The organism is Pandoraea pnomenusa, from assembly GCF_000767615.3.
Classification (GTDB): Bacteria; Pseudomonadota; Gammaproteobacteria; order Burkholderiales; family Burkholderiaceae; genus Pandoraea; species Pandoraea pnomenusa.
Map to the genome: position 1 here is coordinate 5,055,709 of NZ_CP009553.3, position 23,586 is coordinate 5,079,294.

22 protein-coding genes, 1 pseudogene and 1 riboswitch are annotated in these 23,586 nt (G+C 65.9%); of the genes and pseudogenes, 14 read left to right on the forward strand and 9 right to left on the reverse strand.

Translation table 11 applies throughout. The features are described 5' to 3' along the window. Window positions 1–102: 102 nt before the first annotated feature. Entirely contained in the window at window positions 103–1,449 is a 1,347-nt protein-coding gene (locus tag LV28_RS46705; protein WP_024788414.1) for a voltage-gated chloride channel family protein, read from the reverse strand. A gap of 168 nt (window positions 1,450–1,617) precedes the next feature. Further along, window positions 1,618–1,695, reverse strand: a riboswitch (Fluoride riboswitch). A gap of 154 nt (window positions 1,696–1,849) precedes the next feature. Between LV28_RS46705 and LV28_RS46715 the strand changes: the two genes are divergently transcribed. Both LV28_RS46715 and LV28_RS46720 read left to right on the forward strand, forming a co-directional pair. After that, window positions 1,850–2,425, forward strand: a complete 576-nt coding sequence (locus tag LV28_RS46715) for a hypothetical protein (RefSeq protein WP_038619513.1) — start codon at window positions 1,850–1,852, stop codon at window positions 2,423–2,425. 92 nt (window positions 2,426–2,517) lie between these two features. Next, entirely contained in the window at window positions 2,518–3,015 is a 498-nt protein-coding gene (locus tag LV28_RS46720) for a hypothetical protein (protein ID WP_144347436.1), read from the forward strand. Window positions 3,016–3,020: 5 nt separating this feature from the next. Here LV28_RS46720 and LV28_RS46725 read toward each other — a convergent pair whose 3' ends face one another. The 3 genes and pseudogenes from LV28_RS46725 to LV28_RS46735 form a co-directional block, all read right to left on the reverse strand. Beyond that, window positions 3,021–4,490: a catalase gene (locus LV28_RS46725; protein ID WP_023597975.1), complete on the reverse strand. Its 1,470-nt coding sequence runs from the start codon at window positions 4,488–4,490 to the stop codon at window positions 3,021–3,023. Window positions 4,491–4,670: 180 nt separating this feature from the next. Further along, window positions 4,671–5,828 (reverse strand): annotated as a pseudogene (locus LV28_RS46730) (cysteine desulfurase family protein); the annotation flags it as partial. 254 nt (window positions 5,829–6,082) lie between these two features. After that, window positions 6,083–7,180 (reverse strand): saccharopine dehydrogenase family protein, encoded by a 1,098-nt coding sequence (locus tag LV28_RS46735; RefSeq protein ID WP_038619510.1) that lies wholly within the window; start codon window positions 7,178–7,180, stop codon window positions 6,083–6,085. Between the two features lie 525 nt (window positions 7,181–7,705). Between LV28_RS46735 and gspG the strand changes: the two genes are divergently transcribed. The 12 genes from gspG to LV28_RS46795 all read left to right on the forward strand — a co-directional run bounded on the left by gspG (window position 7,706) and on the right by LV28_RS46795 (window position 17,576). After that, entirely contained in the window at window positions 7,706–8,149 is a 444-nt protein-coding gene (gspG, locus tag LV28_RS46740; protein WP_081327026.1) for a type II secretion system major pseudopilin GspG, read from the forward strand. Window positions 8,150–8,245: 96 nt separating this feature from the next. Beyond that, window positions 8,246–8,737 carry a transglycosylase SLT domain-containing protein gene (locus LV28_RS46745; protein ID WP_048806500.1) on the forward strand — a complete coding sequence of 164 codons (492 nt, stop codon included), beginning with the start codon at window positions 8,246–8,248 and terminating at the stop codon, window positions 8,735–8,737. Further along, the gene (locus LV28_RS46750) at window positions 8,734–9,927 is read left to right on the forward strand and encodes a type II secretion system F family protein (protein ID WP_218026214.1); all 1,194 of its coding nucleotides are present in this window, start codon (window positions 8,734–8,736) and stop codon (window positions 9,925–9,927) included. Before LV28_RS46745 ends, LV28_RS46750 begins: the two co-directional genes overlap by 4 nt. Next, on the forward strand, window positions 9,924–11,579 hold the full coding sequence (locus LV28_RS46755) for a GspE/PulE family protein (protein ID WP_023872851.1): 1,656 nt from the start codon (window positions 9,924–9,926) through the stop codon (window positions 11,577–11,579). The genes LV28_RS46750 and LV28_RS46755 overlap by 4 nt, the downstream gene beginning before the upstream one ends. Beyond that, window positions 11,560–12,339 (forward strand): hypothetical protein, encoded by a 780-nt coding sequence (locus LV28_RS46760; RefSeq protein ID WP_141570629.1) that lies wholly within the window; start codon window positions 11,560–11,562, stop codon window positions 12,337–12,339. Before LV28_RS46755 ends, LV28_RS46760 begins: the two co-directional genes overlap by 20 nt. Next, the gene (locus tag LV28_RS46765; protein WP_058371710.1) at window positions 12,336–12,929 is read left to right on the forward strand and encodes a hypothetical protein; all 594 of its coding nucleotides are present in this window, start codon (window positions 12,336–12,338) and stop codon (window positions 12,927–12,929) included. The genes LV28_RS46760 and LV28_RS46765 overlap by 4 nt, the downstream gene beginning before the upstream one ends. Continuing rightward, entirely contained in the window at window positions 12,926–13,501 is a 576-nt protein-coding gene (locus LV28_RS46770; RefSeq protein WP_038619503.1) for a hypothetical protein, read from the forward strand. Before LV28_RS46765 ends, LV28_RS46770 begins: the two co-directional genes overlap by 4 nt. Beyond that, on the forward strand, window positions 13,498–14,067 hold the full coding sequence (locus LV28_RS48950; RefSeq protein WP_147291590.1) for a hypothetical protein: 570 nt from the start codon (window positions 13,498–13,500) through the stop codon (window positions 14,065–14,067). The genes LV28_RS46770 and LV28_RS48950 overlap by 4 nt, the downstream gene beginning before the upstream one ends. After that, window positions 14,048–16,192 (forward strand): secretin GspD/PilQ domain-containing protein, encoded by a 2,145-nt coding sequence (locus LV28_RS46780; RefSeq protein ID WP_058371711.1) that lies wholly within the window; start codon window positions 14,048–14,050, stop codon window positions 16,190–16,192. The genes LV28_RS48950 and LV28_RS46780 overlap by 20 nt, the downstream gene beginning before the upstream one ends. A 41-nt stretch (window positions 16,193–16,233) precedes the next feature. After that, a complete protein-coding gene (locus tag LV28_RS46785; protein ID WP_038619500.1) occupies window positions 16,234–16,701 on the forward strand; it encodes a type II secretion system protein in 468 nt (155 codons plus the stop codon). After that, window positions 16,676–17,086: a type II secretion system protein gene (locus LV28_RS46790; protein WP_023597986.1), complete on the forward strand. Its 411-nt coding sequence runs from the start codon at window positions 16,676–16,678 to the stop codon at window positions 17,084–17,086. The genes LV28_RS46785 and LV28_RS46790 overlap by 26 nt, the downstream gene beginning before the upstream one ends. After that, complete coding sequence (locus LV28_RS46795) at window positions 17,073–17,576, forward strand: type II secretion system protein (RefSeq protein WP_023597987.1); 504 nt, start codon at window positions 17,073–17,075, stop codon at window positions 17,574–17,576. Before LV28_RS46790 ends, LV28_RS46795 begins: the two co-directional genes overlap by 14 nt. 97 nt (window positions 17,577–17,673) lie before the next feature. On the opposite strand, the gene glmS is transcribed toward LV28_RS46795, so the two are convergent. The 5 genes from glmS to LV28_RS46820 all read right to left on the reverse strand — a co-directional run bounded on the left by glmS (window position 17,674) and on the right by LV28_RS46820 (window position 23,360). Beyond that, on the reverse strand, window positions 17,674–19,503 hold the full coding sequence (gene glmS, locus LV28_RS46800) for a glutamine--fructose-6-phosphate transaminase (isomerizing) (protein WP_023597988.1): 1,830 nt from the start codon (window positions 19,501–19,503) through the stop codon (window positions 17,674–17,676). 117 nt (window positions 19,504–19,620) lie between these two features. Further along, window positions 19,621–20,982, reverse strand: a complete 1,362-nt coding sequence (gene glmU, locus LV28_RS46805; protein ID WP_038619497.1) for a bifunctional UDP-N-acetylglucosamine diphosphorylase/glucosamine-1-phosphate N-acetyltransferase GlmU — start codon at window positions 20,980–20,982, stop codon at window positions 19,621–19,623. Window positions 20,983–21,145: 163 nt separating this feature from the next. Beyond that, a complete protein-coding gene (ttcA, locus tag LV28_RS46810; RefSeq protein WP_115344608.1) occupies window positions 21,146–22,090 on the reverse strand; it encodes a tRNA 2-thiocytidine(32) synthetase TtcA in 945 nt (314 codons plus the stop codon). 13 nt (window positions 22,091–22,103) lie between these two features. Next, on the reverse strand, window positions 22,104–22,499 hold the full coding sequence (locus tag LV28_RS46815; protein WP_023597991.1) for a dihydroneopterin aldolase: 396 nt from the start codon (window positions 22,497–22,499) through the stop codon (window positions 22,104–22,106). A gap of 21 nt (window positions 22,500–22,520) precedes the next feature. Then, complete coding sequence (locus LV28_RS46820; RefSeq protein WP_023597992.1) at window positions 22,521–23,360, reverse strand: SDR family oxidoreductase; 840 nt, start codon at window positions 23,358–23,360, stop codon at window positions 22,521–22,523. Between the last annotated feature and the right edge of the window lie 226 nt (window positions 23,361–23,586).

Here is a 23,586-nt window from a genome sequence, read left to right on the forward strand (position 1 = left end):
CCTGAGGGATCCCCTTGCCGCCGCGCATGCCACGCCTCGGCGTGGCACGGCGTGGCGCCATTGGGCGACGGCACCGATCGACGCCTCCACGTACACACGAGTTCATCGGCGCCGTGACGCGTCGTCGGCTGGCGCCTTCGTCCCGATGGCACTGCGCCACGCGGGCAGATCGGCAAGCCGCGTGCCTTCCGGCGCCCCGCCCCCCGCACCATGCTTGCCGTACCCCACACGTTGCGCACGATAAATGCCGGTGTGTCCGGAGCACAGATACGCGAGCACACAAGCAATGGCTGCATAGCCGCCGATCTGCGGACCGAAGATCTCGATGGCCATCAACGTCGACGCAATCGGTGTATTGGCCGCCCCGGCGAACACCGCCACGAAGCCAATGCCCGCGAGCACCGCCGCCGGCAGCGAGAGCACATGCGAGAGCGCGTTGCCGAACGTGGCGCCGATATAGAACAGCGGCGTCACTTCTCCGCCCTTGAAGCCAGAACCGAGCGTGACGACAGTGAACAGCGTTTTGCCGAGGAAGTCGTACCAGGGCAGCGTCGTGTGGAATGCGTCGACGATGGTCGGGATGCCCAGTCCGAGATACTGCGGCGTGCCGAGTGCCGTGGCGGCGATCGCAACGAGCAGGCCGCCCACGAATGGACGCAGCGGCGCATAGGCGATACGTCGCTTCATGAACCCGGACGTGGCGTGCGTTGCCTGGGCAAAGGCCATGCCGACGAGACCGCACAGCACGCCGGCCGCGGCCGCATTGAGCGCGCCCGAGAGCGACATCGACGCGGCGAAATTGCCCGACGCAATCGCATAAACAGTGTGATGCACGCCCCAGGCGCGCGTAACGGCGTCGCCCACGAGCGCGGCGACGAGGCAGGGCAGCAGCGCGTCGTAGCGCAGGCGGCCGATCGCGAGCACCTCGAGTCCGAAGATCGCGCCGGCCAGCGGTGTGCCGAAGACGGAGGCGAAGCCGGCGGCAATGCCCGACATGAGCACCACACGCCGCTGCTCGCCGGACAGTCTGAGGACATGCGTGAGCTGATCGGCGAGCGCGCCCCCCATCTGCACGGCGGTTCCTTCACGGCCGGCAGAGCCGCCGAACAGGTGCGTGGCGACCGTACCGAACAGCACGAGCGGCGCCATGCGCAACGGCACGACGCGTTGCGGGTCGTGAATCTCGTCGATCAGCAGGTTGTTGCCCGCCTCCACGCGCGCGCCCAGACGCAGATATAGCCAGCCGACCGCGAAGCCGCCCACGGGCAACAGCCAGAGCAGCCATGGATGGGCAAGGCGGGTGTCGGTGGCAAGGTCGAGCGCAACGAGAAACAGCGCGGAGGCGCTGCCGGCCATCACACCAACGAGCGCCGCCACCGCGCTGGCGTAGGCCGCGCGCGGCAACACGCCACTCAGATCGCGCAACGGGGAATCGTGGAACATCTTCATGGTGTCAAATGTGGAGACGAGCAATGCCCGTCGACAAATTGCCTGGCCATGACCGGAAGGAAAAGCGGGGAGCGGGGGGAGCGGAGAAAGCGGGGAGCCCGGTAGCGGACTTCGAACCCAACACGGAATACGCTCGTACGCATGACCCGCAACCTCCCGGCACGCCAGGATCTTGCAGGCATCATCAGCCCCGGGGAGGAGCGGTTCGCGCAGGAACGCCGGAGGTATGCCATCTCCGTGCAGCAGTGGTCATGCTATCAGGAAGCGCGAGCACTCACAATGAGTGACGCATTCCGCGCCGAAATGCCGAACCGGATCGGCGCATTCCGATAAATCGCCCCCCCGTCGTCATCGCTCCCGTGGTGGCCCTAGAATCGTCCGCGGATTCACGGAGATCAACATGGTCGCGGACAAGGAATACGTCGAACGGGTCAAGGATTACGGGTGGAGCGATGTGGCGGCGTTGTGGGATGACCTGCTCGACTGCCGAACACCGGAGTGGGATTCCGGAAAAGCGCTCGAGTATGTCGTTTTGAAAGGATTCGAGCTCAGCGGCGCGACGGTGAGATGGCCGTACGCGGTGACCCTTCTCGAGTCCACACATGTCGAGCAGATCGACGGTATGGTCTACGTGGCCGGCATCGCGGCGATGGTGGAGTGCAAGGACTTCGCGACGTCCTCGAACCGCGCCAGACTGAGCGTCGGGCATGATCCGATCGCCAAGCTTCAGGGGCGCCTGACGCGGCGGCCTTCCACCCTGGTGGGATGCCTGTTCACCAGCGGCAGGTACTCGGAAGCCGCCATTCTGATGAGCCATTTCACCAAACCCGCCACCATCCTTTGCTGGAACGGCGACGACATCGCGCAATGCGTGTCAAGACGGGATTTTGCGGGCGCGCTCACGCATAAGTATCGTGCGTGCCTCGAGGAAGGCGATCATCACGCGGGCGTTCACTCGAGAGAGGGTGCACTATGAAGACGCGAAGCCTCATATGCGACTCTGCGAACGATGTAGCCCTCATGCGAGCCTGGCTGCCTGTTGACATTGTCGAGACGTCGCACTTTTTCGTGCCGTCGCGCCTGAGCGATACGCCATCGACCGCCGCTAGCATATTGAAGTCGTATCCGCTGCAAGCGCTGCTCATCTGCAACGCCTATACGACGAATCGCCAACTGATTTTGAGGTTGGAGGGCAGAGCCGAGGAGAGGCTGACGCTGTCCGCGCCACCACAACGCTTCGAAATCGAACTTGTTTCGCCCTCGTTGCCGGGGATGTTCTTTCAGTCGTCCATCCTCTTCAAGCGCACCTTCGGCAAGGAGGCATCCGATCGCTTGCATTTGATGGGCCGCTACGATCCCGAGCGCGCCATCGGCGAAGCGGGCATGACATTACCCGAAATCATCGAACGCCTCGACGACACATCGCGCGCTCAGTTGCGCGCAACGCCGATAGCGCAAAGCGTTCTCGATCGCATTGCGAGGCTCGAATCGAAATCGACGCGTCATGAAAACAGCGGGGACCGTGCCATGCACAGTCGCCCGCCGCCGTCACTTCATTGGGAGTAAAGCGCTTATTGCTTCGCGCGCTTCACTGCCTGCTCGATACGCGCGCCGACATCCGGATCGATCTTCTTCCAGTAGTCGAAGGCGCGTTCGAGCACGGGACTGCGCACCCCGGCGAGCAGCGCGCCCGATACCGTTTCGACCAGACGCGAGCGCGCCGCATCGTCGTAGACGTTTCGCACCAGATCGCCCGGCTGGGAGAAATCGTCATCGTCCTTGTGCAGCGTGTATGCGCTGCGAACCATGTCGCCGTCCGATTCCCAGCCGTCCGCTGCCGGTCCGGTCTGATCCGCGTACGGACGCCCGCCGCTGTTCGGCGCGTACGTCGGCGCATTGCCGCTGTGATCGAACGCCATATGGCCATCGAACATGTACGTCTGCACCGGCACCTTCGGGCGATTCACCGGCAATTGATGGAAATTGGTGCCGATGCGATTGCGCTGCGCGTCGTTATACGCGAAGGCGCGCCCAAGCAGCATCTTGTCGGGCGAAAGTCCGATGCCCGGCACGGTATTACCCGGCGAAAACGCCGCCTGCTCGATCTGTGCGAAGAAGTTCTCCGGATTGCGGTTGAGCGTCATGCGCCCCACCTTGATCAGCGGATAGTCCTTGTGCGACCACGTTTTCGTCAGGTCGAACGGATTGAAGCGATACTGCTTCGCTTCGGCATACGGCATGACCTGCACCGACATGATCCAGCTGGGATGCTCGCCGCGCGCGATGGCGTCGAACAGATCGCGGCGGTGAAAATCGGCGTCCTGCCCGGACATGGTCGCGGCTTCCGCATTGGTGAAGAACGCCATGCCCTGCTCCGTGTGAAAGTGATACTTCACCCAGAATTTCTCACCGTCGGCATTGATCCACATGTAGGTGTGCGAACCATATCCGTTCATGTGACGCCACGTGCGCGGCAGCCCGCGGTCGCCCATCAGGTAGGCGACCTGATGCGCCGACTCCGGATTGTTCGTCCAGAAGTCCCATTGCATGTGGTTGTCGCGCAGCCCCGAATCCGGCAGGCGCTTCTGGCTGCGGATGAAGTGGGGAAACTTCATCGGGTCGCGCACGAAGAAGATCGGGGTGTTGTTGCCGACGAGATCGTAGTTGCCTTCGTCGGTATAGAACTTGAGCGAGAACCCGCGCACGTCGCGCCAGGTATCGGGACTGCCGGCTTCTCCGGCGACGGTGGAAAAGCGCGCGAGCATGTCGACCCTGGCGCCCTTGCGAAACAGCGACGCCTTCGTGTAGCGACTCACGTCCTCCGTGGTCTCGAAGACGCCGAAGGCGCCCGCGCCCTTGGCATGCGGCTGGCGCTCAGGCACCTTCTCCCGGTTGAAATGCGCCATCTGTTCGATGAAGTGAACGTCATGCAGCAGGAGCGGACCGTCCGCGCCGACCGAAAGCGTGTTTCGATCGCTTGCCGCCGGGGCGCCCGCGCCAGTCGTCGACCCGGTGTCCGGACGTTCTTTCTCTTTGCTCATACTGACCTCCGACATGAAGGTGGGTGGGGAGAGGGAGAGAATTGGAGTGCGTCAAGCCGCAAGTCGTTCAAAGCATAATACAAGTCGACGACGTTGACCCGGCGGCGGGCGTCGGGCGACGTGGGCCGCGCCCGGGGCCGCCGGCCGTCCGGGCAGGCCAACGTGGGCCTCGGCGTATCAGGCCGCCAGCGCGCGGCACTGACAGACCACACGCTCGAAGCACGCCACGGCGAAATCGACGGATGCCTCGTTCGTGAAGCGTCCGAAACTCACGCGAACCGTGCGGCTCGCCGCCTCGGCATCCAGGCCGATCGCACTGAGCACATGCGACGGCCGCCCCGACGCAGAATTGCAGGCGGACGTCGACGACACCGCCAGGTTGCCGTTGAGCATGAACGTGTGGAAGCCGGGGTGCCCGAGCGTCAGGCTGAGCGTGTGGGGAATCCGCCGCGCATGGGCAGCGTTGTGCACCACGCCGGCGAGTCCCAGCACGCCATCGAGCAGGCGACGGCTCAGTCGCGCGATTCGCGCGTTATCGTCGGTCATCGCGTGCATGGCCAGCTCGCACGCCGTGCCCATACCGACGATCTGGTGCGTGGCCAGCGTGCCCGAGCGCAGTCCCCGCTCATGGCCGCCGCCGTGAATCTGCGCAGCGATGCGCGGCATGACGCCTTTATTCACGTACAACGCGCCGATCCCCTTGGGGCCGTAGACCTTGTGCGCGGACATCGAAAGCATGTCGATCCCCATGGTCTTGACGTCGATGGGCGTCTTGCCGAGCGCCTGCGCCGCATCCACGTGCAGGAGCGCACCTGCGGCATGCACGACCTTCGCGATGGCCGCCACGTCGGTCAACGTGCCCAGTTCATTGTTCACCAGCATGAGCGACACCAGCCCCGTGTCGGGCCGCATGGCAGCGGCGACCGCATCCGCCGTGATCTCGCCGCTGGACGAAGGCGCCAGATACGTGACCGGCGAGCCGTGCTTCTCCAGATAGGCCATCGTGTCGAGAATGGCCTTGTGCTCCAGCACGCTGGTCACGAGGTGCGCGCGCGCCTGTCCCAGCTCGGCATAGCCCTTGAGCGCGAGATTGTTCGATTCGGTCGCCCCCGACGTCCACACGATCTCTGCCGCATCGGCGCCGATGAGTGCCGCCACCTGCGCGCGCGAGCGCTCCACGAGACGTCGCGCGCTCACGCCGGCTGCGTGCGAACTCGACGCAGGGTTGCCGTACACGCCGTCCACGCCGAGACAGTCCGCCATCGCCGCGATCACCGCCGCGTCAGCCGGCGTGGTCGCCGCGTAGTCGAAGTAATGAAGTGTGTCTGTCTCGCGCATGATCGGGCCCCGGATAAAAAGTGCATCGATCGTACGCGCCGAAAACGAGAAAAGGCTTGCGGAATCCTCCGTTACAATCGCGATTTGTGGAAATTTGATCCAAAAAATCTCAATAATCAGGATACTTTTTCCCCACATACCTCGGCCACCGCATTGCTCGGGAATCGCACGGTGACGCCCGGCCACGCAGAGCGTGAGCCGCCGGCCGGATCGTCGTCCTTTTTCCCTCTCCCTCCCCCTCTCCCTCTCCCGCCTCAGGAGAGGGACTCGATGTGCGTCGAATGCGCGTACACCTGACCGAAGCGATTGGTGAGGAAATCCGGCAAGGCGATCTGCTCCTGACGTACGAAGCCGCGCTGCGGTAGCTGTCCCGCGAAGAACATGTCGACGGCGGCGCATATCGCGGACGCCGTGGTGATCTGGATGGCGCTCGCGCTGTGCCCGTTGTTACGTTCCGCGAAGATCTTCCGCGCGAAGACTTCCTGCGTCAGCACGCCGCCGCGCAAGCCATTGACCACGACGAAAATCAGTACCACGTCCTGCAGCGTGCTAGGCACCGAACGCTTGAGAATCGCCTTGATCGTGTCCTGATCGTCCTTGAGCCGGAGTTCGTTGAGCAGCACCTTCATCAACGCGCCGTGCCCCGGATAACGCACCGATTTGTAGTCCAGATCGCGCACGCGCCCACTGAGCGTCTCGCACAGCGTACCGAGCCCCCCCGACGTGTTGAACGCCTCGTACTCCACGCCGTCGAGCGAAAAGTGCTCCAGGTCCTCGAGCGGCTGCACGGTCAGGCGAGCACCATCGCGGATCGCCTCGCATGGCTGGCAGTATTCGTTGATGAGACCGTCCACACTCCACGTCAGGTTGTACTTCAGGGAATTCGTCGGGAACGCGGGCAGCGCCCCGACGCGCATCTTCACCGAATCCACCTGGTCGAATGTGGCAGCGAGATGATGCGCGGCAATCGCAATGAACCCCGGCGCCAATCCGCATTGCGGCATCAGCGCGGTCGATGCGCCCTCGGCGAGTTGCTGGATCGCATGCGTCGCGGCAACGTCCTCGGTGAGATCGAAATAGTGGCACCCGGCGGCGACGGCGGCCGTGGCCGCGCGGGTGGCCATCGTATAGGGCAGCGCGTTGACCACGGCGTCGTGACCCGCAACCGCCTGCTGCAACGCCCCCGCGTCCGTTTCGGTCAGCACCACGAAGGCATGCGCATAGTCGCGCACCGATGCCGCGGCAGCGGCGTTGCGGTCGAACACCGTCACCTGGTAATCGCCGCTGTCGTGCAACAGCCGCGCAATGGTCTGACCGATGTGCCCCGCACCGAGCAACGCAATCTTCTTCATATTTCCCCCCATCGTGAACGTCGGTCGATGTCGCGCACCGCCACGCATTGCGATGCACCGACGCTCCAATTCTATGGAGAGTGCCTGATGAAATGTAGCGTCAAATCGTCGAAAAATAAGCTTTCATCGTCATAACGACGAACTTCATGACGGATTATGCCGTCCTTGCTTCGCCCCGCGTTTTGAACGGTGCAGCCAGCGCCGCCGCAGCCCTTCTTGAAAGTCCGATGTCGCGAAGCCGCCGATAATTTCCGTCGATTTGCCGTTTGCGGCTTCGGCGTGCCATCCGCCGATCTCGACACCGCCCCGATCGGAACACTTTAGGGCACATCCCACACGCAGCCCATGGGTTAACTGTCAAGATGAACTCGCGCACCTTCGCCGCCCTGCGGGCGGGCGACACACGCTTCGACAGCGACTTCGCACCTCCGCGCCGGAAAGCGCAGTGCGATGGCGCGCATCCTTCCACGTCGATTCGGTGCTCTCATCGCATTAATTCGCATTACTATGCATCTTGAAAAAAACATGGACGGACGCATTCGCCTGACCACGATGCCGGCGCTCCCCCGGGCGTGCCAGCGCGGCTTCACCCTGCTCGAACTGCTCGTGGTGTTGCTCATCATCGCCTTGCTCGCGGGATACGTTGGCCCGAAGCTCTTCTCCCAGGTCGATCGGGCCCGCGAAAAGACTGCCTTGGCACAGATGAAATCGCTCGCCGACGCACTCGGCCAGTATCGGCTCGACGTGGGTCAGTACCCCACCGAGCAACAGGGACTTCAGGCGCTGGTTGTCGGTCCCGTCGGGGTGACGCGATGGCAGGGGCCGTATCTCGCGAAGTCCCTCCCGAACGATCCCTGGGACCGCCCTTATGTGTGGAAGAACCCGGGCGCCGATCACGAGGTGGAAATCGTGTCGTACGGCCCCGGCGGCGACGGCGACACGGCACGCCTCATCGTGTATGGCTTCTGACAGGAGCGTTCCGCCATGCCGCCTAGCGTGACACCGCGTCTTCGCACCGGCGCGCCAGTGCGCCGGCACGTCCCCCTCCTCCGCGTGCGTTTGGTCATGGCACGCGTGGCGGCGGTCCTCTTCATCGCGACGGTCGGTGCGGCATTCGCGCCCCGCGCCCGCGCCGATTGCTGGGACGTCGCCGCGAATCGCTACCGCCTCGATCCACTGTTGCTGTATGCCATCGCACAAGTCGAATCGAACCTCGATCTGGCGGCTCGCAATGTCAACCGCAACGGCACGCGCGACATCGGCCTGATGCAGATCAACAGCATCCATCTGCCGCGTCTGGCGAAATACGGCGTCACGGAACGCCGCCTGCGCGAAGACGCCTGCACCTCCATCATTACGGGGGCATGGATTCTGGCGGGCTTCGTGCAACAGTTCGGCTACGGGTGGGAAGCGGTCGGCGCGTACAACGCCGGCACGGGCCAGACACGCGCGTCGCTGCGCAAGCGCTATGCCGACAAAGTCCGCAAGCGTTATGCGATCCTCGTGGCCGAGCGAAACCGGCGCCTCGCCCAATCTGCCGTGGCATACGGGCCATGACGACCTTCGAAGCACGCGTGGTTCGCGGCGCCCGAATCTGCGTCGAGTGCATCGAGGCGAGCGACGCCGCCCATGCGCGAGCGCGCCTCGCCGACGACGACTGCCAGGTGGTGTCGATCCGACGCGCAGGGCGCCCGCTCGCCGTGCCGTCACGCTCCCCGCGCTTCGATGTACCGCTCTTCGCCCACGAACTCGGCGCACTGCTCGATGCGGGGCTGACCGTCGTCGAGGCCATCGAAGCGCTGCGAGAGAAGGCACCGCGTGCCGCGGATGGCAGGATCTTCGGGGATCTGCTGAACGCGATGTACGATGGCCTGCCGTGCTCCGTCGCGCTGGGCCGCCTGCCGTCCACTTTCCCGCCGTTGTTCGTGGCAAGCGTCGCAGCCGCCGAGCACACCGGACACCTCGCCGCCGCCCTCCTGCGCTATCGCCAGTACGAGCAGCACGTCGAGACGCTGCGCAAGCGGGTCCAGTCCGCGATGACTTATCCCGCGGTCGTGATCGCTGCCGGCGTGGCGATTCTCACCTTCCTGCTGTTCTACGTCGTGCCGCGCTTCGCTGCCGTCCTGCAGTCCGCGCCGCACCTCCCCGCCACCGGCCGCCTGCTTGTCGGGTGGGGCGCCCTGGTCGATGCGCACCGCGTGGCGCTGCTCGCCGGACTCGGCGCGATGGCAACGGCGCTGCTTTTCGCCGGCCGGTCTCCGGACGTGCGTTCGCGCCTGCTCGCCGCCGTATGGCGACTGCCGCGACTGCGGGAGCAGCACGAGCGATTCGTGCTCACGCGCTTTTACCGCACGCTTGGCATGTTGCTGGGCGGCGGCATGCCCGCGGTGGACGCCATCGGCCTCGCGAGCCGTCTGTTGCCCGCGAGTTACGCACACGCCAGCGTCGGTGCGCTGGCGCAGATTCGCGCCGGTGTACCGATGTCAGACGCCTTCCTCGCCCATGGCCTGACGACCCCCATCGCGGTGCGCCTTTTGCGTGTCGCCGAGCGCGGCGGCGGCATCGACGCGATGTGCGAGCGCATTGCCCAGTTTCACGATGCGTCGCTCGCGCGCGCTCGACACGTTCAGCAGGGTGTTCGAACCGGTGCTGATGCTCATCGTCGGCGGGGTGATCGGACTGGTGGTGTTTCTGCTTTACATGCCGATCTTCGAGCTCGCCGGCAGTCTTCAGGGGTGACGCGATGACATCGTCCTCCCGCCGTCACGACACGCTGCGCCTTTGGCAGCACGATGCGCGGGCCGCGGGCGAGCCACTGGGCGAACACATTGCCCGGCGACTCGTCGCCGACGCGTCGCTGCTTCCCGCCGTCGCGCGCGCGGCCGGACTCGAGGCGCTCGCGCCCGCGTCGCTCGTGGCGGCGACGGACTTCGCCCACCTGCCGCTGTCGGATGCCGTGCGTCACCGAGTGCTGCCCGTGCATGTCGACGGCATGCGCTATGTGGTCCTCGAAGATCCCTTCGATCTGGCCGTACGCAGCTGGTGTGTCGCGCACCGGGCCGCGAGCCGGATGCGCGCCGCCATGACAATGCCCGGCGTAGTGATGCGCACGCTCGAAGACGCCGAACGCCATGAACGTGTACTCGATACGACCGGCGTCGGCGACGACGCCGGCGGCACGGCGCGCCGCGTCACGGAGATCTCGCGGACGAGCATCGACGGGCAGAGCGATGCCGTGGTTCGTCTGGTCGATGCCGCGCTGCTCGACGCGTTGCGCGCGCGCGCCAGCGACATCCACGTGGAGACGGCTGCGGACGGTCTTGCCATTCGCTACCGCATCGACGGTGTCCTGCACCTGGCTGGCCGCTGGCCGGGGCAGGACGATGCCGGGCAGGCGATCTCGCGTCTGAAGGTGCTGGCCGGGCTGGATATCGGCGAGCGGCGCGTGCCGCAGGACGGGCGGTTCAGGGCGCGCATCGAGGGCGGCGATGTCGATTTTCGCGTATCGGTCATGCCGAGCATTCACGGCGAGGATGCCGTGCTGCGCATTCTCGACAAGCGCCATCGCAACGCCGCGCGCTCATTCACCACGCTCGGCCTCGACACGCGCACGGTGACCGGCATTCGTGCCGCGCTGGCCGAGCCGCACGGCATGCTGCTCGTCACCGGCCCGACAGGAAGCGGCAAGTCGACCACGCTTCACACCGCGCTGGCTGAGTCCGACAGCGGCGAACGCAAGCTCATCACCATCGAGGATCCGATCGAGTATGAACTGCCCGGCGTTTTGCAGATTCCCGTCAACGAGAAGAAGGGACTGACGTTCGCTCGCGGCCTGCGCTCGATTCTGCGTCACGACCCAGACACCATCCTCGTCGGCGAGATTCGCGATGGCGAGACGGCGACCATCGCAGTGCAAGCGGCCCTCACAGGACATCTGGTGCTGTCGTCGCTGCACGCCAATTCGGCATTTGGCGTACTCGAGCGCTTGCTGCACATGGGTCTCGACCCCGTGAGCGTGACCGAAGCGCTGCGGGCCATCGTGGCACAGCGCCTGGTGCGCCGCGTATGCGAGGCGTGCGCCGTGCACGACGCCCCCCCGCGCGACGCCACGGCGGCGATGCGGCTGGATGCGGCATCGATCCGGCACGGGCGGTGGCGTCGCGGCGTCGGCTGCGAAGCATGTCGCGACACCGGATATGCCGGTCGGATCGCGGTGGCCGAGTGGTTGAAGATCGACGACGCGATCGCGGCAGCCTTGCGGCATCGCGCGCCGGCTACCGAGTTGCGCCGGATCGCGCGCGAAGGCGGGCACGTTTTCATGAACGACGCCGCCGTGGCCGCCGCACGCGCCGGGGCCACCACCCTGCAGGAGGTCATCCGTGTCTTTGGGATTTCGTGAGCATGTCGTGCTTGTCGAGCGCGACGTGGTATTTGCGGCGTCGCGACCGGTGGGAATTTCGAACGTCCGCCGGCGCACAGACGACATTTGGCGCCTGCGCCTGGACACCGGCGGCGTCGAGGGCTGCGCGCAAGCCATGGCATCGCTGCCGCGCGGGCGACTGTGTCGCATGGATCGCCTGCATGTGTTGGCGGGTTTCGGTCTGGCGCACTATCAGGTCGTGCCATGGCCCGATGGCGCGCGATCGCTGCGCGACCTCGAAGCGCTTGCCGCGGGTCGGTTCGCACGCCGCTTCGGAGGCATGTCGCGCGGATGGAAGATCGCGATGACGCACGCGGCCTTCGGCTGCCCCCACCTCGCGGTGGCCGTCGACGGCGATTGGCTCGACCATGTGCATCGCCTCGTGGTGCAAGCGCGTCTGCGCTGGGTAACCTGCCGCGACGTACTACACGAAGTCGTACGGCGCACGCCGCTCGATGCGAGTGCCGATGCATCGATTGCGGTACATCACACCGGCGGGTTGTCATGCCTGTTGCGACGTGGCGGGCGGTGGCACGACGTCTGTGCGCTGCCGCTCGCGCAGCGATGCGTGGCTCAGACGCTGGACACCCTGCAGACGTTGTGCGGTGTCGACGACGCACCGTTGTGGCTTGCGCGTGCGCACGGTCGGGCACCGTCGCCCAATGACGACCGGATCTGCGTGGGGCGTGAAGCGTGCAGCGCCGCCGCGCCGCACCCCTGGCTGTGGGAGAGCGCATGACACATCGATTTCGTTGCGCGACGGCAGGCATTGCAAAGGTTGCACGGGACGTGTGGCGCCTGACACGGTGGCACCGCGCCGCCGCGCCTCTGGATCTTCGAGCGCGAACCACACGCCACCTGGGCCCATCATGCGCCGCGACGGCGATCGCGCTCACCGGGTTGGCGTGGATCGTCTGGCACGACGCGCAGCGCGTTCGGGCCACGCAGGCCGAAGCCGTCGTACTCGCGCGCGAGGTCGCGAATGCGCAGCGTCGCTGTGATGGCGCCCACGGCACCGGTGCCCCGACACCTGCCGTGCCGTCAGCACACGTCGGGGCGGACACCGCGCGCGCACTGGCACTGCTCGACCGCCTGGGCCCCGCGCTCTCGCCCGATATCGCCTTGCGTCGAATCGAGGTGACGGCCGACGCCGGCACCGCGCGTCTCGGCTTCGAGGCGCGTGACGTCGACGGCATGATCGCGTTCGCCACGCGGCTGGAACCGACGTTCGACATCCAGTGGCACCACAGTGCCCGCAAGGCAGCGTCCGACGCACCCGTCGTCGAGGCATCGATGACGCTCACGCTGCGCGCGCAGGTGACTTCATGAGCATCGCCCGAGATCGCCTCCGCGTGTCGGTCGCCCGCCTCCGATGGGGCTGCGCGGCTGTCGTGCAACGTGTCGGCACCCCTGGCGTTTCGGGGGCTGTCGCCGCCCTCGCCGGCCTTGCGCTGCTCGCTCCCGTGGCCATCGTCGTGCTCGCGATGAAGGTCATCTGGATCGAGCCCGCACTGCGTGACGCCGAGCGCCGTATCGCCGGCTCCGGTGCTGAACTGCGACGCCTCGCACCACGCGCGGCTGCCCTGCCGCAACGCGCGGCGTCACGGGAAGGGCCACAAGGATACTCGGCCGATCTGGGCCGCATCTTCGACATCGTTCGCACCAACAGATTGTTCGTGGGCGACGTGCAGTACCAACTGACTCGTCTGAAGGCCGGCGGCGGGCACCTGGCCGTGACGTTGCCGCTCACCGGCGAGTATCCGGACCTGCGCAAGGCACTGGGCGAACTGGGTGCGTTGCGGGGCGCCGAACTCGAAACGGTCGCCATCGAACGCCAGGACATCGCCGACGCCCACGTCGTCGCGCATGTGCGGCTCACCCTCCGGGAGGACGGCCGATGAACACGTCTCGTATCGTCGGTGGGTTGCTGGCCGCGACACTCTGCGCCAGTGCGTGGCTGGCGTGGCAGGACCGCCGGGCACGGAGCGCCGCAGCGTCCACGCATCGCGCCCGCACCGTGGCCCATCGAAAGCAGCCGCCCTCCGCCCCCGCAAAGGACGGTGCCCTGCCAGACGTCGATCTGTTCGCCGCCCGGCACTGGGGCCCATCGCCGGGCGAACCACGCGCACAAGCCGCATCGAGCCTCACGCCCCCTCGTGCGCCAACCGGGCCGAGAGAGGCGCCGTCACCCGTGTTCGACGTGGCGGCGGTGTGGCGCTTCGACAGCCGCCCGCCTGTCGTCGTACTGGAGCGACGCGGGCAGACGTGGTTACTGTGCGAGGCTTGCGACGCGCCGGGCCGCGTTGCGCCGGGCGACACTTTTGCCGGCGCGTTTCGGCTCGATCGCATCGACGCAACATCGCTGACCTACACGCGCCGGACCGACGCCCGCCACATGACATTGCCGCTGCCAAACCCCATGCGGGGCCTCGCCGGGACTGAACCCGATGTCCATCGCGACCGGTAGTGCGGGCGGCGCGCAGCCTCGCCCCGTGGCCCGATTACTCGCGCGACTCGGCGTGCTCTGCCTGTTTGCGGCGCTCGGGGGCTGCGCCGTGCCGAATGCGTTGTCCGAGAGCGACGCGGCCGTCCGCAAGGGAGATCTCGCCGGCGCCGTCACGCGGCTTGCCGAACACCTGCGCAACGACCCGCAAAGCATCGCTCTGCGAACACGCTATCTGCTCGTACGCGAGCAGCTCGCGGCGCAGTACCTGCGCAACGCGAGCGACGCCCTTACGCGCGGCGACGAAGCGCAGGCCAGGCACTGGCTGACGCAAACGCTGCGCTTCGACCCCGCCAATCAGGCGGCGGCACAGTGGCTCGACCGGCTGCGGATTCGCGACCGCCTTCGAGGATCGTTGGCCGATGCGCAAGCCAGGGCATCGAGCGATCCGCGCGCGGCGCTGCGCATCGTGTCTCGCGTGCTGCGCCAACTGCCCGACTGGGGGGAAGCCATCGCGTTGGCGGAGCGGATTCGAAGCATCCTCGACCGCGCACCGCCTCCCGCACCGGCGTCGGCCGCCGCCGTGCTGCGCAAGCCGGTCTCGCTCAGTATCAAATCGCGTCCGTTGCCCGCGATTTTCGAGATGATTTCGCAAGTCACCGGGATCAACTTCGTGCTGGACAGCGACCTCGATCGCGCAGCACGCGCGAGCCTCGACGCGACACAAACCACCGCCGGGGACGTCATCGATCTGTTGCTCTCGACAAACCGTCTGGAAAAGCAGTTTCTCAATGCCAACACACTGCTCATTTTCCCGGCGACCGCCGAGAAGCTCGCCCGGTACCGGTCGCTCGCGGTGCAGACATTCTTCCTCAGCTATGCCGACGTCAAGAAGGCCGCCGCGCAGATCAGGCAACTCATGCGCCCGCGCAACCTGTTCGTGGACGAGCGTCTGGGCGCGATCACGGTGCGCGACAGTGCCGAGGCGCTCGACGCGATCTCCCGCATGATCGACGTGATCGATCTGCCGACCTCCGAGGTGACGCTCGACGTGCAGGTGCTCGAAGTCTCCAACGATGGTCTGCTCGATCTCGGCATCCGTTATCCGGAGAGCGTGTCGCTGCGCTTCTCCGACGCTGTCCGGGACGCCGGCGGCGGCGTCGCGCTGAGCCGGTTCGGGCGACTGAGCGGCGACGCCGTCGATCTCGACGTTACGGCGCCGCTGGCACGCCTGAATCTGCTGCAGGAGGCGAACAAGGCGCAGATCCTTGCCAACCCGCGCATTCGGGTGCGCAATCGCGAGAAAGCGACGATCAGCATTGGCGAACGCGTACCCGTCGTGAGTACGACCAACCTGAACGGCGCGGTCACGGAATCGCTGACATATCAGGACGTCGGTCTGAAGCTCGACGTGGAGCCCAGCATCAGTCTGAACGACGAAATCGTGATCAAGGTCGCGCTGGATGTGAGCAACATCACCCGGCAGGTGCAGACGAAGACCGGGCTCATCGCCTACAACCTGAGTGCGCGTACGGCGAAAACCACGCTTTCCGCCCGCAACAATGAGACACAGGTGCTTGCCGGACTGATCAATCGGGAGACACGCGAGAAGATGTCCGGCATTCCCGGACTGAGCCGGGTGCCGCTGCTGGGTCGGCTTTTCGGTTCGCAATCCGAGGATCATGCCAAGACGGAGGTGGTGCTGCTCATCACCCCGCACGTCGAACGCAGCCTGGCCGTGCCGGCGTCTCGCGTGAGCCGCTTCGACAGCGGCACGGAGCAACATCCGGGCGACGCGCTGCGACTCGGCCCAACGACGCACATGGTGATCTCCAACTTACCGTCGGACGCGGCGGCTTCATCCGGGCGCCCGGCACGCATCGCGCCGCCTGACGTGGCGGCGGATGCGCTGTCGGATGCGCTGTCGGATGCATTTCCCTCCCGTTCGTCACCGCACGCCTGGCGGCAGATGCCGGCGGCGTCCTCGTCGGGCGGGTCGGAGCCCGCCAGGTCCCCACGGGAGTCATCGCCAGAATCGGCCGCGCAGGACCCCGCCGACAGCGGCTTTCCGTCGTCGCCCGAAGATCGCGACGACCCGCCACGCGTTTTCGGGGGAAAGGTCGTCGGCCCCAAGGTGGACGGGAAGTGAGCGGGCGTCGTCGACACGCGCGAAGCGCGTCGCCTGCCCGGATGTCGGGCTTCACGTTGATTGAAATGAGCGTGACGCTGGCGCTGCTGGCATTGCTCGCGAGCACGGCCGCTCCGTTGACGCAGATGGTTCGGCGCCGCAGCGAGGAAATCGAACTGCGGCGGGCGCTGCGCGACATTCGTCACGCCATCGACGCGTACTACGACGCGGCACGGAAGGGGGAGGTGGCGCGCGGGAGCGACGAGAGCGGCTACCCACCGAATCTCGCGTCGCTCGTGGACGGCGTGCGCGACGCACGCGATCCGAGCGGGACGCGCAGGCGCTATTTCCTGCGGCGGCTGCCGCGCGACCCGATGTGTCACTGCGCAGAGCGGGACGCCGCGTCGACGTGGCGATCGCGCAGCTACGACAGCCCTCCCGATGCGCCGGCCGAAGGGGCCGACGTGTTCGATGTCTACTCCTCCAGCGACGACGAGGCACTCGATGGTACGTTCTATCGCGACTGGTAAGCCGGAACCCCGGGCAGGCGCTCGGCTGAGTTGCGGATTCACGTTGATCGAGCTGCTGGTGGTGCTCGCCATCGTGGCGTTGCTGCTCTCCATCGCCGCGCCGCGCTACTTCCGGCAGTACGACAAGGCACGCGAGACCGTGTTGCGGCACAACCTGGAGACACTTCGTCGGGCGCTCGACGACTATCGCGACGACCGAGGTGAATCGCCGGCGACGCTCGACGTGCTGGTCACGGCGCACTATCTCAAGACGCTGCCGCTCGATCCGGTAACCGGGCGCAACGACACGTGGCGGCTCGCGCCGGGCGACGACAGCCGTCCGGCCGACGTCCACAGCGGCGCGACGGGGCGGGCGCTTGACGGGAGCGCCTATGCGTCCTGGTAATGCTGGCGAGCGGCCCGTCCGGTCACGATGTCCGCGCGCCTGCGCGACGCACCGGGGCAGCGTCTATTTCGGCATGATCGTGGCGGTGACGATCGTCGGTGTTCTGCTCATGCAGACGTCGACGTTGTGGTCGGCGCAGCGGCGACGCGAGCGCGAAGCGGACTTGCTGGCGAAGGGAGACGAGATCCGGCGCGCCATTGCGCGTTACCACGCGTCGGGGCCGGCGCCGGGACGCTATCCGAGGTCGCTCGACGATCTGGTGGTGGACACCCGGCTCGCACGCCCGGCCCATCACCTTCGACGCGCCTATGCCGACCCGATGACCGGTGCCGGCTGGAATATCGTTCGCGCCCCTGACGGGGGCATCAGGGGCGTCTTCAGCGGCGCGAAGGGCACGCCGCTCAGACAGACCGGATTCGACGAAGCCGACAAGACATTCGCCGGACAGGACAGCTATGCGGGATGGGTGTTCCTGTACACGCCACGCTAGCCCGATGCATGCCCAGTCGCATGAAAAAGGCCGGCTCGCGATCCGCGCAGCCGGCCAGGGACGCACCGAAGTCTATGGTACGTCAGACGCCTCGCCGTTATTCCACGGTCACCGACTTCGCCAGATTTCGCGGCTTGTCGACATCGGTACCACGGGCGCAGGCGGTGTGATATGCCAGCAGTTGCAGCGGCACGACGTGCAGGATCGGTGACAGTTGGCCGTAATGCTCCGGCATGCGAATCACGTGGATGCCCTCGGCATTCGAGATCTCCGTATCGGCATCGGCGAAGACGTACAGCTGACCGCCGCGCGCCCGCACTTCCTGCATGTTCGACTTCAGTTTTTCGACCAGTGCGTCTCGCGGAGCCACCGTCACCACCGGCATCTCCTCGGTCACCAGTGCCAGCGGCCCATGCTTCAACTCGCCCGCCGGATAGGCCTCGGCGTGGATGTACGAGATCTCCTTGAGCTTGAGCGCACCTTCGAGCGCGATCGGGTAATGCAGGCCGCGGCCGAGGAACAGCGCATTCTCGCGACGGGCAAATTCCTCCGCCCAGGCAATGATCTGCGGCTCCAGCGCCAGCACGCTGTGCAGCGCCGCCGGCAAGTGGCGCAACTGCGTCAGATAGTCGGCCTCCTGTGCCGCCGTCAGACGACCGCGCAGCTTCGCCAACGTCAGCGTGAGCAGGAACAGCGCCGTGAGCTGCGTCGTGAACGCCTTCGTCGACGCCACGCCGATTTCCGTGCCCGCGCGCGTGAGGTAATGCAGGGCCGTCTGGCGCACCATCGCGCTGGTGCCCACGTTGCAGATCGCCAGCGTATGCGTCATGCCCAGCGATTGCGCATGCTGCAGCGCCGCCATCGTGTCGGCCGTCTCACCCGACTGCGAAATCGTCACGACCAGCGTCTTCGGATTCGGCACGCTGTCGCGATAGCGATACTCGCTCGCCACTTCCACCTGCGTCGGAATCTGCGCCAAGGACTCCAACCAATATTTGGCGGTCATGCCCGAGTAGTAACTCGTGCCGCACGCCAGAATCAGGATCGAATCGACGTTGCTCAACACCTCCTGCGCCTTCTCGCCGAACAACGTCGGCGAAATGCCCTCGACGCCTTCCATCGTGTCGCCGATCGCGCGCGGCTGCTCGAAGATTTCCTTCTGCATGTAGTGGCGATACGGACCCAGCTCGACCGCGCCCGTATAAGCCTGCACCGTGCGCACTTCGCGCTCGACGGCCCCATCGTTGCGATCCACGATCTTCACGCCATCGAGCGTGAGTTCGACGATATCGCCCTCTTCCAGATAGATGAACTGGTCCGTCGTGCCCGCCAGCGCCAGTGCGTCCGAAGCCAGGAAGTTCTCGCCCTCGCCCACACCGACCACCAGCGGCGATCCGGCGCGCGCGCCCACCACCCGATGCGGCTCCTGCTTGCGAAACACTGCAATCGCGTAAGCGCCGTGCAAACGACGCGTCGCCAGACGCACCGCGTGGAACAGATCGCCCGCCGCGCCGTTCGACAGCAGGTGATGGATGAGGTGAGCGATGACCTCCGTGTCGGTCTGCGACACGAACGTGTAACCCAGGCCGCGCAGCTCGTCGCGCAGGCTCTCGTGGTTCTCGATGATGCCGTTGTGCACCAGCGCCACTTCGTCGCGCGAGAAGATCGGATGCGCGTTGTCGGTGACCGGCGCGCCGTGCGTTGCCCAGCGCGTGTGCGCAATGCCGGTCTCGCCGGCCAGATGCGTCTGCGCAAGCTGCTCGTCGAGATCGGCCACACGCGATACGCTGCGCGCGCGCTGCGGTGCACCGTCCTTCAGGACCGCCACGCCGCACGAGTCATAGCCGCGGTACTCCAGCCGGCGCAGGCCCTCGACCAGTACCGGTACTACATTACGTCGCGCTACCGCGCCGACAATGCCGCACATATTCCTTCCCTTTACGCCAGAGGTCCTGGCTCTTTCGATCGGATTCGATCGGATTTGACTCGCCCGGCGTGCACCGTGCGCCCTGGCACACCGCACACCGGTCCATAACCGAGGATTTTACTGCTTCTGCTTGCGCGGGCGAACGTAACCGGTCTTCGCTTCCTGCGCCTTGCCGTTGAGCACCAGCGAGTCTTCCGGCGTGTCCTTCCAGACGGTCGTGCCCGCCGCGATGGTGGTCCCCCGACGGACCGTCACCGGCGCCACGAGTTGCGTGTCCGATCCGATGAACACATCGTCCTCAATGACCGTGCGGTGCTTGTTCGCACCGTCGTAGTTGCACGTAATGGTGCCCGCCCCGATATTCACGCGCGTGCCAACGGTCGAGTCGCCCACGTAGGCCAGATGGTTCGCCTTCGAACCCTTGCCGAGCGACGCATTCTTCACTTCGACGAAATTGCCGATGTGCACTTCGTCGGCCAGGTCCGCCCCCGGACGCAGTCGCGCATAGGGGCCGATGTGCGCGTCGGCACCGACCACCGCGCCGTCGAGATGGCTGAACGCCTCGATATGCGTGCCGGCACCGATGACACTGTTGCGAATCACGCAGTTCGGGCCGATGGTCGCACCGTCGCCGATCGTCACCTTGCCTTCGAAGACGCAGTTCACGTCGATGGTGACATCGGTGCCGCACGCGACCTCACCGCGCATGTCGAAACGCGACGGGTCGATCAGGGTCACCCCCGCGGCAAGCAGGGCCCCGGCCGCATTACGCTGATAGTCGCGCTCCAGTTCGGCCAGTTGCGCCTTGTCGTTCACGCCGTTGGGCTCCCATGCGAACGCCGGCTGTGTGGTCACCACCGGCACGCCGTCGGCCACCGCACAGGCAATCACGTCCGTCAGGTAGTACTCGCCCTGCGCATTCTGGTTCTTCAGCCCGCCCAGCCAGCCCTTGAGCGCTCGCGTGGGCGCCACCACGATGCCGGTGTTGATTTCGCGAATGGCGAGTTCGGCCTCGTTGGCGTCTTTCTGCTCGACGATACGCAGCACGTTGCCCGCGCCGTCGCGCACGATACGGCCGTAGCCGGTCGGGTTGTCGAGGTCGACCGTCAGTACGCCCAGCTTGTCGCCCCCCGCCGCGTCGAGCAGCGCTTGCAGCGTTTCGGCGCGCGTGAGCGGCACGTCGCCATAGAGCACGAGCGTGGGCACCGATTCGTCGAGCAACGGTGCCGCCTGCTGAACGGCGTGGCCCGTGCCCAGTTGCTGGGCCTGCTCGGCGAACAGCACACCGTCGCCGGCCACGGCTTCGCGAACGGCCTCGCCACCATGCCCGATCACGACGATGAGCTTGCCCGGGGCGAGCGTGCGAGCGGTCGCAATCACGTGCGACAGGAGTGGCCGGCCGGCCAGGGGCTGCAATACCTTGGGCAGCTTCGAGCGCATGCGCTTACCCATGCCGGCGGCGAGAATCACAATATTCATGGCGTCGTGACGATCAGAAAGTGAAATGCGGGTGTCGGAATTGGGCGGCACCGGGAAATCCGGCGGGCCGCGTCGTGTCGTGTCGTGTCGTGTCATATGCCGCGTCTGTCGATGCGCCGCGGCCGGCCACAAAACCCGCCGCGCGCCGCCCGTACGCGGCCAGTCAATCGTCGAACTGCGCGATACGGATGATGCCGGCGTCGCTCTCGTCGCCGCACGGCGCCTCATCGAACGCAATATCGCCGAGCGGGTCGGGCTGGCCCGTGGCGCGCAGGTTCTTGAAGTCGTGAAGATTCGTGTCCATCAAATGCGACGGAATCACGTTCGACAGCGCACTGAAGATCGATTTGATGCGCCCCGGATGCTGCTTCTCCCACTGGCGAATCAGCGTCTTCATCTCGGCGCGCTTCAGGTTCGGCTGGCTGCCGCAAAGCGTGCACGGAATGATCGGGAACTGCTTGTATTCGGCGTAGCGCTCCAGGTCCATTTCGCGCACATACGCGAGCGGCCGGATCACCACGTTCTTGCCGTCGTCCGACTGAAGCTTGGGCGGCATGCCCTTGAGCTTGCCCCCGTAGAACAGGTTCAGGAAAACCGTCTCGATGATGTCGTCGCGATGATGGCCGAGCGCGATCTTGGTCGCGCCCAGCTCGCCCGCCACGCGGTACAGAATGCCGCGACGCAGACGCGAACACAGCGAACACGTTGTCTTGCCCTCGGGCACCACGCGCTTGACGATCGAATACGTGTCCTGATTCTCGATGTGGAAATCCACGCCGATCGCGCGGAAGTAATCCGGCAGCACATGCTCGGGAAAGCCGGGCTGCTTCTGATCGAGATTGACCGCGACGATCGAGAAATCGATCGGGGCGCGCTCGCGCAGCTTGAGCAGAATGTCGAGCATGGCGTAGCTGTCCTTGCCACCGGACATGCACACCATCACGCGATCGCCGTGCTCGATCATGTTGTAGTCGCCGATGGCCTGCCCCGTCAGACGGAACAGGCGCTTTTCGAGCTTGTTGTTTTCAAACGCGAGCTTCTGCGCTTTCTTCACGCTGTCGGCGGCAACGCCGCCGGTCGCGGCCAGCGGCGCACCGGTCTCGGGCATCACGGCACTCATGTCAGGCATCCTTCATCTTGAACACTTCGATGCCCACCGAGTGGCAATCGGGATAAACGTCGGGCTTCTCGGTCGACACGCCCACGGCTCGCACGCGCGGATGTGCCAGCAGCGCAGCCGCAACGTCGTCGCAGAGCGTTTCCTGCAAGTGGATGTGGCCCTGCCCCACGCGCCTGGCGATGGTCTCGCGCATGAAGTCGTAGTCCACCACTTCTTCAAGTTTGTCCGCCACCGGCGTGCTGTCCGAGAGCGGCACGAAGAGCTGCACGTTGATCAGCACGCGCTGTTCGCCACGCTTTTCATAATCGTGCACGCCGATGTTGATGAACACTTCGTAGTCGCGCAGGAACATGCGACGGCAGTCCATCAGGCGAGGGTGGGAGAGAGCGCTATGCATTTTGAAAACTCGTAATGACAATCAACGAGACCGGTCGGCGTCGGCCGGCTCGGTCAGAAATTTCACGTCGCGCGATGAACTCGCGAGGTGTTGCCCACCGTCGACATAAAGCACCGTGCCGGTCACGGCAGGCGCTTCGGCCAGATAGGCCACGGCCTGTGCGATGTCGTCGGGCGTCGACGAGGCACCCAGCGGCGTGGATGCGTGCGCGGCCGCAAACCCCGCGGGCGTCTGGTCGACGGACAGCAACGTCACCCCCGGGGCCACGCCGACCACGCGCAGCCGCGGCGCAAAGGCTTGAGCCAGCAAGGTCGTCGCCACATCCAGCGCCGCCTTGGACAACGTGTACGACAGGTAATCAGGGTTCGGATTCGCCAGCTTCTGATCGAGCAGATTGACGACGACGCCGCGCCCCGCCTCGCCCAGCGCCGCGTACATCTCGCGCGCCAGCACGAGCGGCGCCCCCGCGTTCACGCGCATGTGACGCTCGAGCGCCCGGTAGCCGAAATCGCTCGCGCTATCGTACTCGAAGCGCGACGCGTTATTGACCAGACAGCGGGGTACCCCCAGCGCGTCAGCGCATTGGGCGACCAGTCCGGCCGTGGCCGCTTCGTCGGCCAGTGACGCTTGCAGCGCCACCGCGCGGCGTCCCAGCGACTCGATGGCCGCCACGGTCTCGAGCGCCTCGTCGTGCGAGCGCTCATAATGCACGGCCACATCCCAGCCCGCGCCGGCCAGGCGCAGTGCGATCGCGCGCCCGATGCGGCGCGCGCCGCCCGTCACCAACGCCACGCGCGACACGACGGGCGTGGCGGCGAGGTCACGGGCGGGCGTGGAGCGTGGCGTCGATGCAACGGTCATGCGGCGAATTCCTGTCTATGAACGAGTGAGTGGGCGTCGTCGATGCGGCGATTCGCTCGCGCCCATGCGACACGTCGGACGATGCGCGTGCTGCCAAGGGAATGCCAACGGCGGTCGGGGGCGGCAAAAATTGGCGAATTACACGCAAAAAACAGCCAAAATTCGACGAAAACCCTCTCGAATCAAGGCGATTCCGAGCTTCTGCGGTCCTTATCGGCGAAAGCAG

Coding starts and splice junctions, on each gene's coding strand:
- LV28_RS46705 (WP_024788414.1), bottom strand. CDS start 1,449: ATGAAGATGTTCCACGATTCCCCGTTGCGCGATCTGAGTGGCGTGTTG.
- LV28_RS46715 (WP_038619513.1), top strand. CDS start 1,850: ATGGTCGCGGACAAGGAATACGTCGAACGGGTCAAGGATTACGGGTGG.
- LV28_RS46725 (WP_023597975.1), bottom strand. CDS start 4,490: ATGAGCAAAGAGAAAGAACGTCCGGACACCGGGTCGACGACTGGCGCG.
- LV28_RS46735 (WP_038619510.1), bottom strand. CDS start 7,180: ATGAAGAAGATTGCGTTGCTCGGTGCGGGGCACATCGGTCAGACCATT.
- gspG (WP_081327026.1), top strand. CDS start 7,706: ATGGACGGACGCATTCGCCTGACCACGATGCCGGCGCTCCCCCGGGCG.
- LV28_RS46745 (WP_048806500.1), top strand. CDS start 8,246: ATGGCACGCGTGGCGGCGGTCCTCTTCATCGCGACGGTCGGTGCGGCA.
- LV28_RS46750 (WP_218026214.1), top strand. CDS start 8,734: ATGACGACCTTCGAAGCACGCGTGGTTCGCGGCGCCCGAATCTGCGTC.
- LV28_RS46755 (WP_023872851.1), top strand. CDS start 9,924: ATGACATCGTCCTCCCGCCGTCACGACACGCTGCGCCTTTGGCAGCAC.
- LV28_RS46765 (WP_058371710.1), top strand. CDS start 12,336: ATGACACATCGATTTCGTTGCGCGACGGCAGGCATTGCAAAGGTTGCA.
- LV28_RS46770 (WP_038619503.1), top strand. CDS start 12,926: ATGAGCATCGCCCGAGATCGCCTCCGCGTGTCGGTCGCCCGCCTCCGA.
- LV28_RS48950 (WP_147291590.1), top strand. CDS start 13,498: ATGAACACGTCTCGTATCGTCGGTGGGTTGCTGGCCGCGACACTCTGC.
- LV28_RS46780 (WP_058371711.1), top strand. CDS start 14,048: ATGTCCATCGCGACCGGTAGTGCGGGCGGCGCGCAGCCTCGCCCCGTG.
- LV28_RS46785 (WP_038619500.1), top strand. CDS start 16,234: ATGTCGGGCTTCACGTTGATTGAAATGAGCGTGACGCTGGCGCTGCTG.
- LV28_RS46790 (WP_023597986.1), top strand. CDS start 16,676: ATGGTACGTTCTATCGCGACTGGTAAGCCGGAACCCCGGGCAGGCGCT.
- LV28_RS46795 (WP_023597987.1), top strand. CDS start 17,073: ATGCGTCCTGGTAATGCTGGCGAGCGGCCCGTCCGGTCACGATGTCCG.
- glmS (WP_023597988.1), bottom strand. CDS start 19,503: ATGTGCGGCATTGTCGGCGCGGTAGCGCGACGTAATGTAGTACCGGTA.
- glmU (WP_038619497.1), bottom strand. CDS start 20,982: ATGAATATTGTGATTCTCGCCGCCGGCATGGGTAAGCGCATGCGCTCG.
- ttcA (WP_115344608.1), bottom strand. CDS start 22,090: ATGCCCGAGACCGGTGCGCCGCTGGCCGCGACCGGCGGCGTTGCCGCC.
- LV28_RS46815 (WP_023597991.1), bottom strand. CDS start 22,499: ATGCATAGCGCTCTCTCCCACCCTCGCCTGATGGACTGCCGTCGCATG.
- LV28_RS46820 (WP_023597992.1), bottom strand. CDS start 23,360: ATGACCGTTGCATCGACGCCACGCTCCACGCCCGCCCGTGACCTCGCC.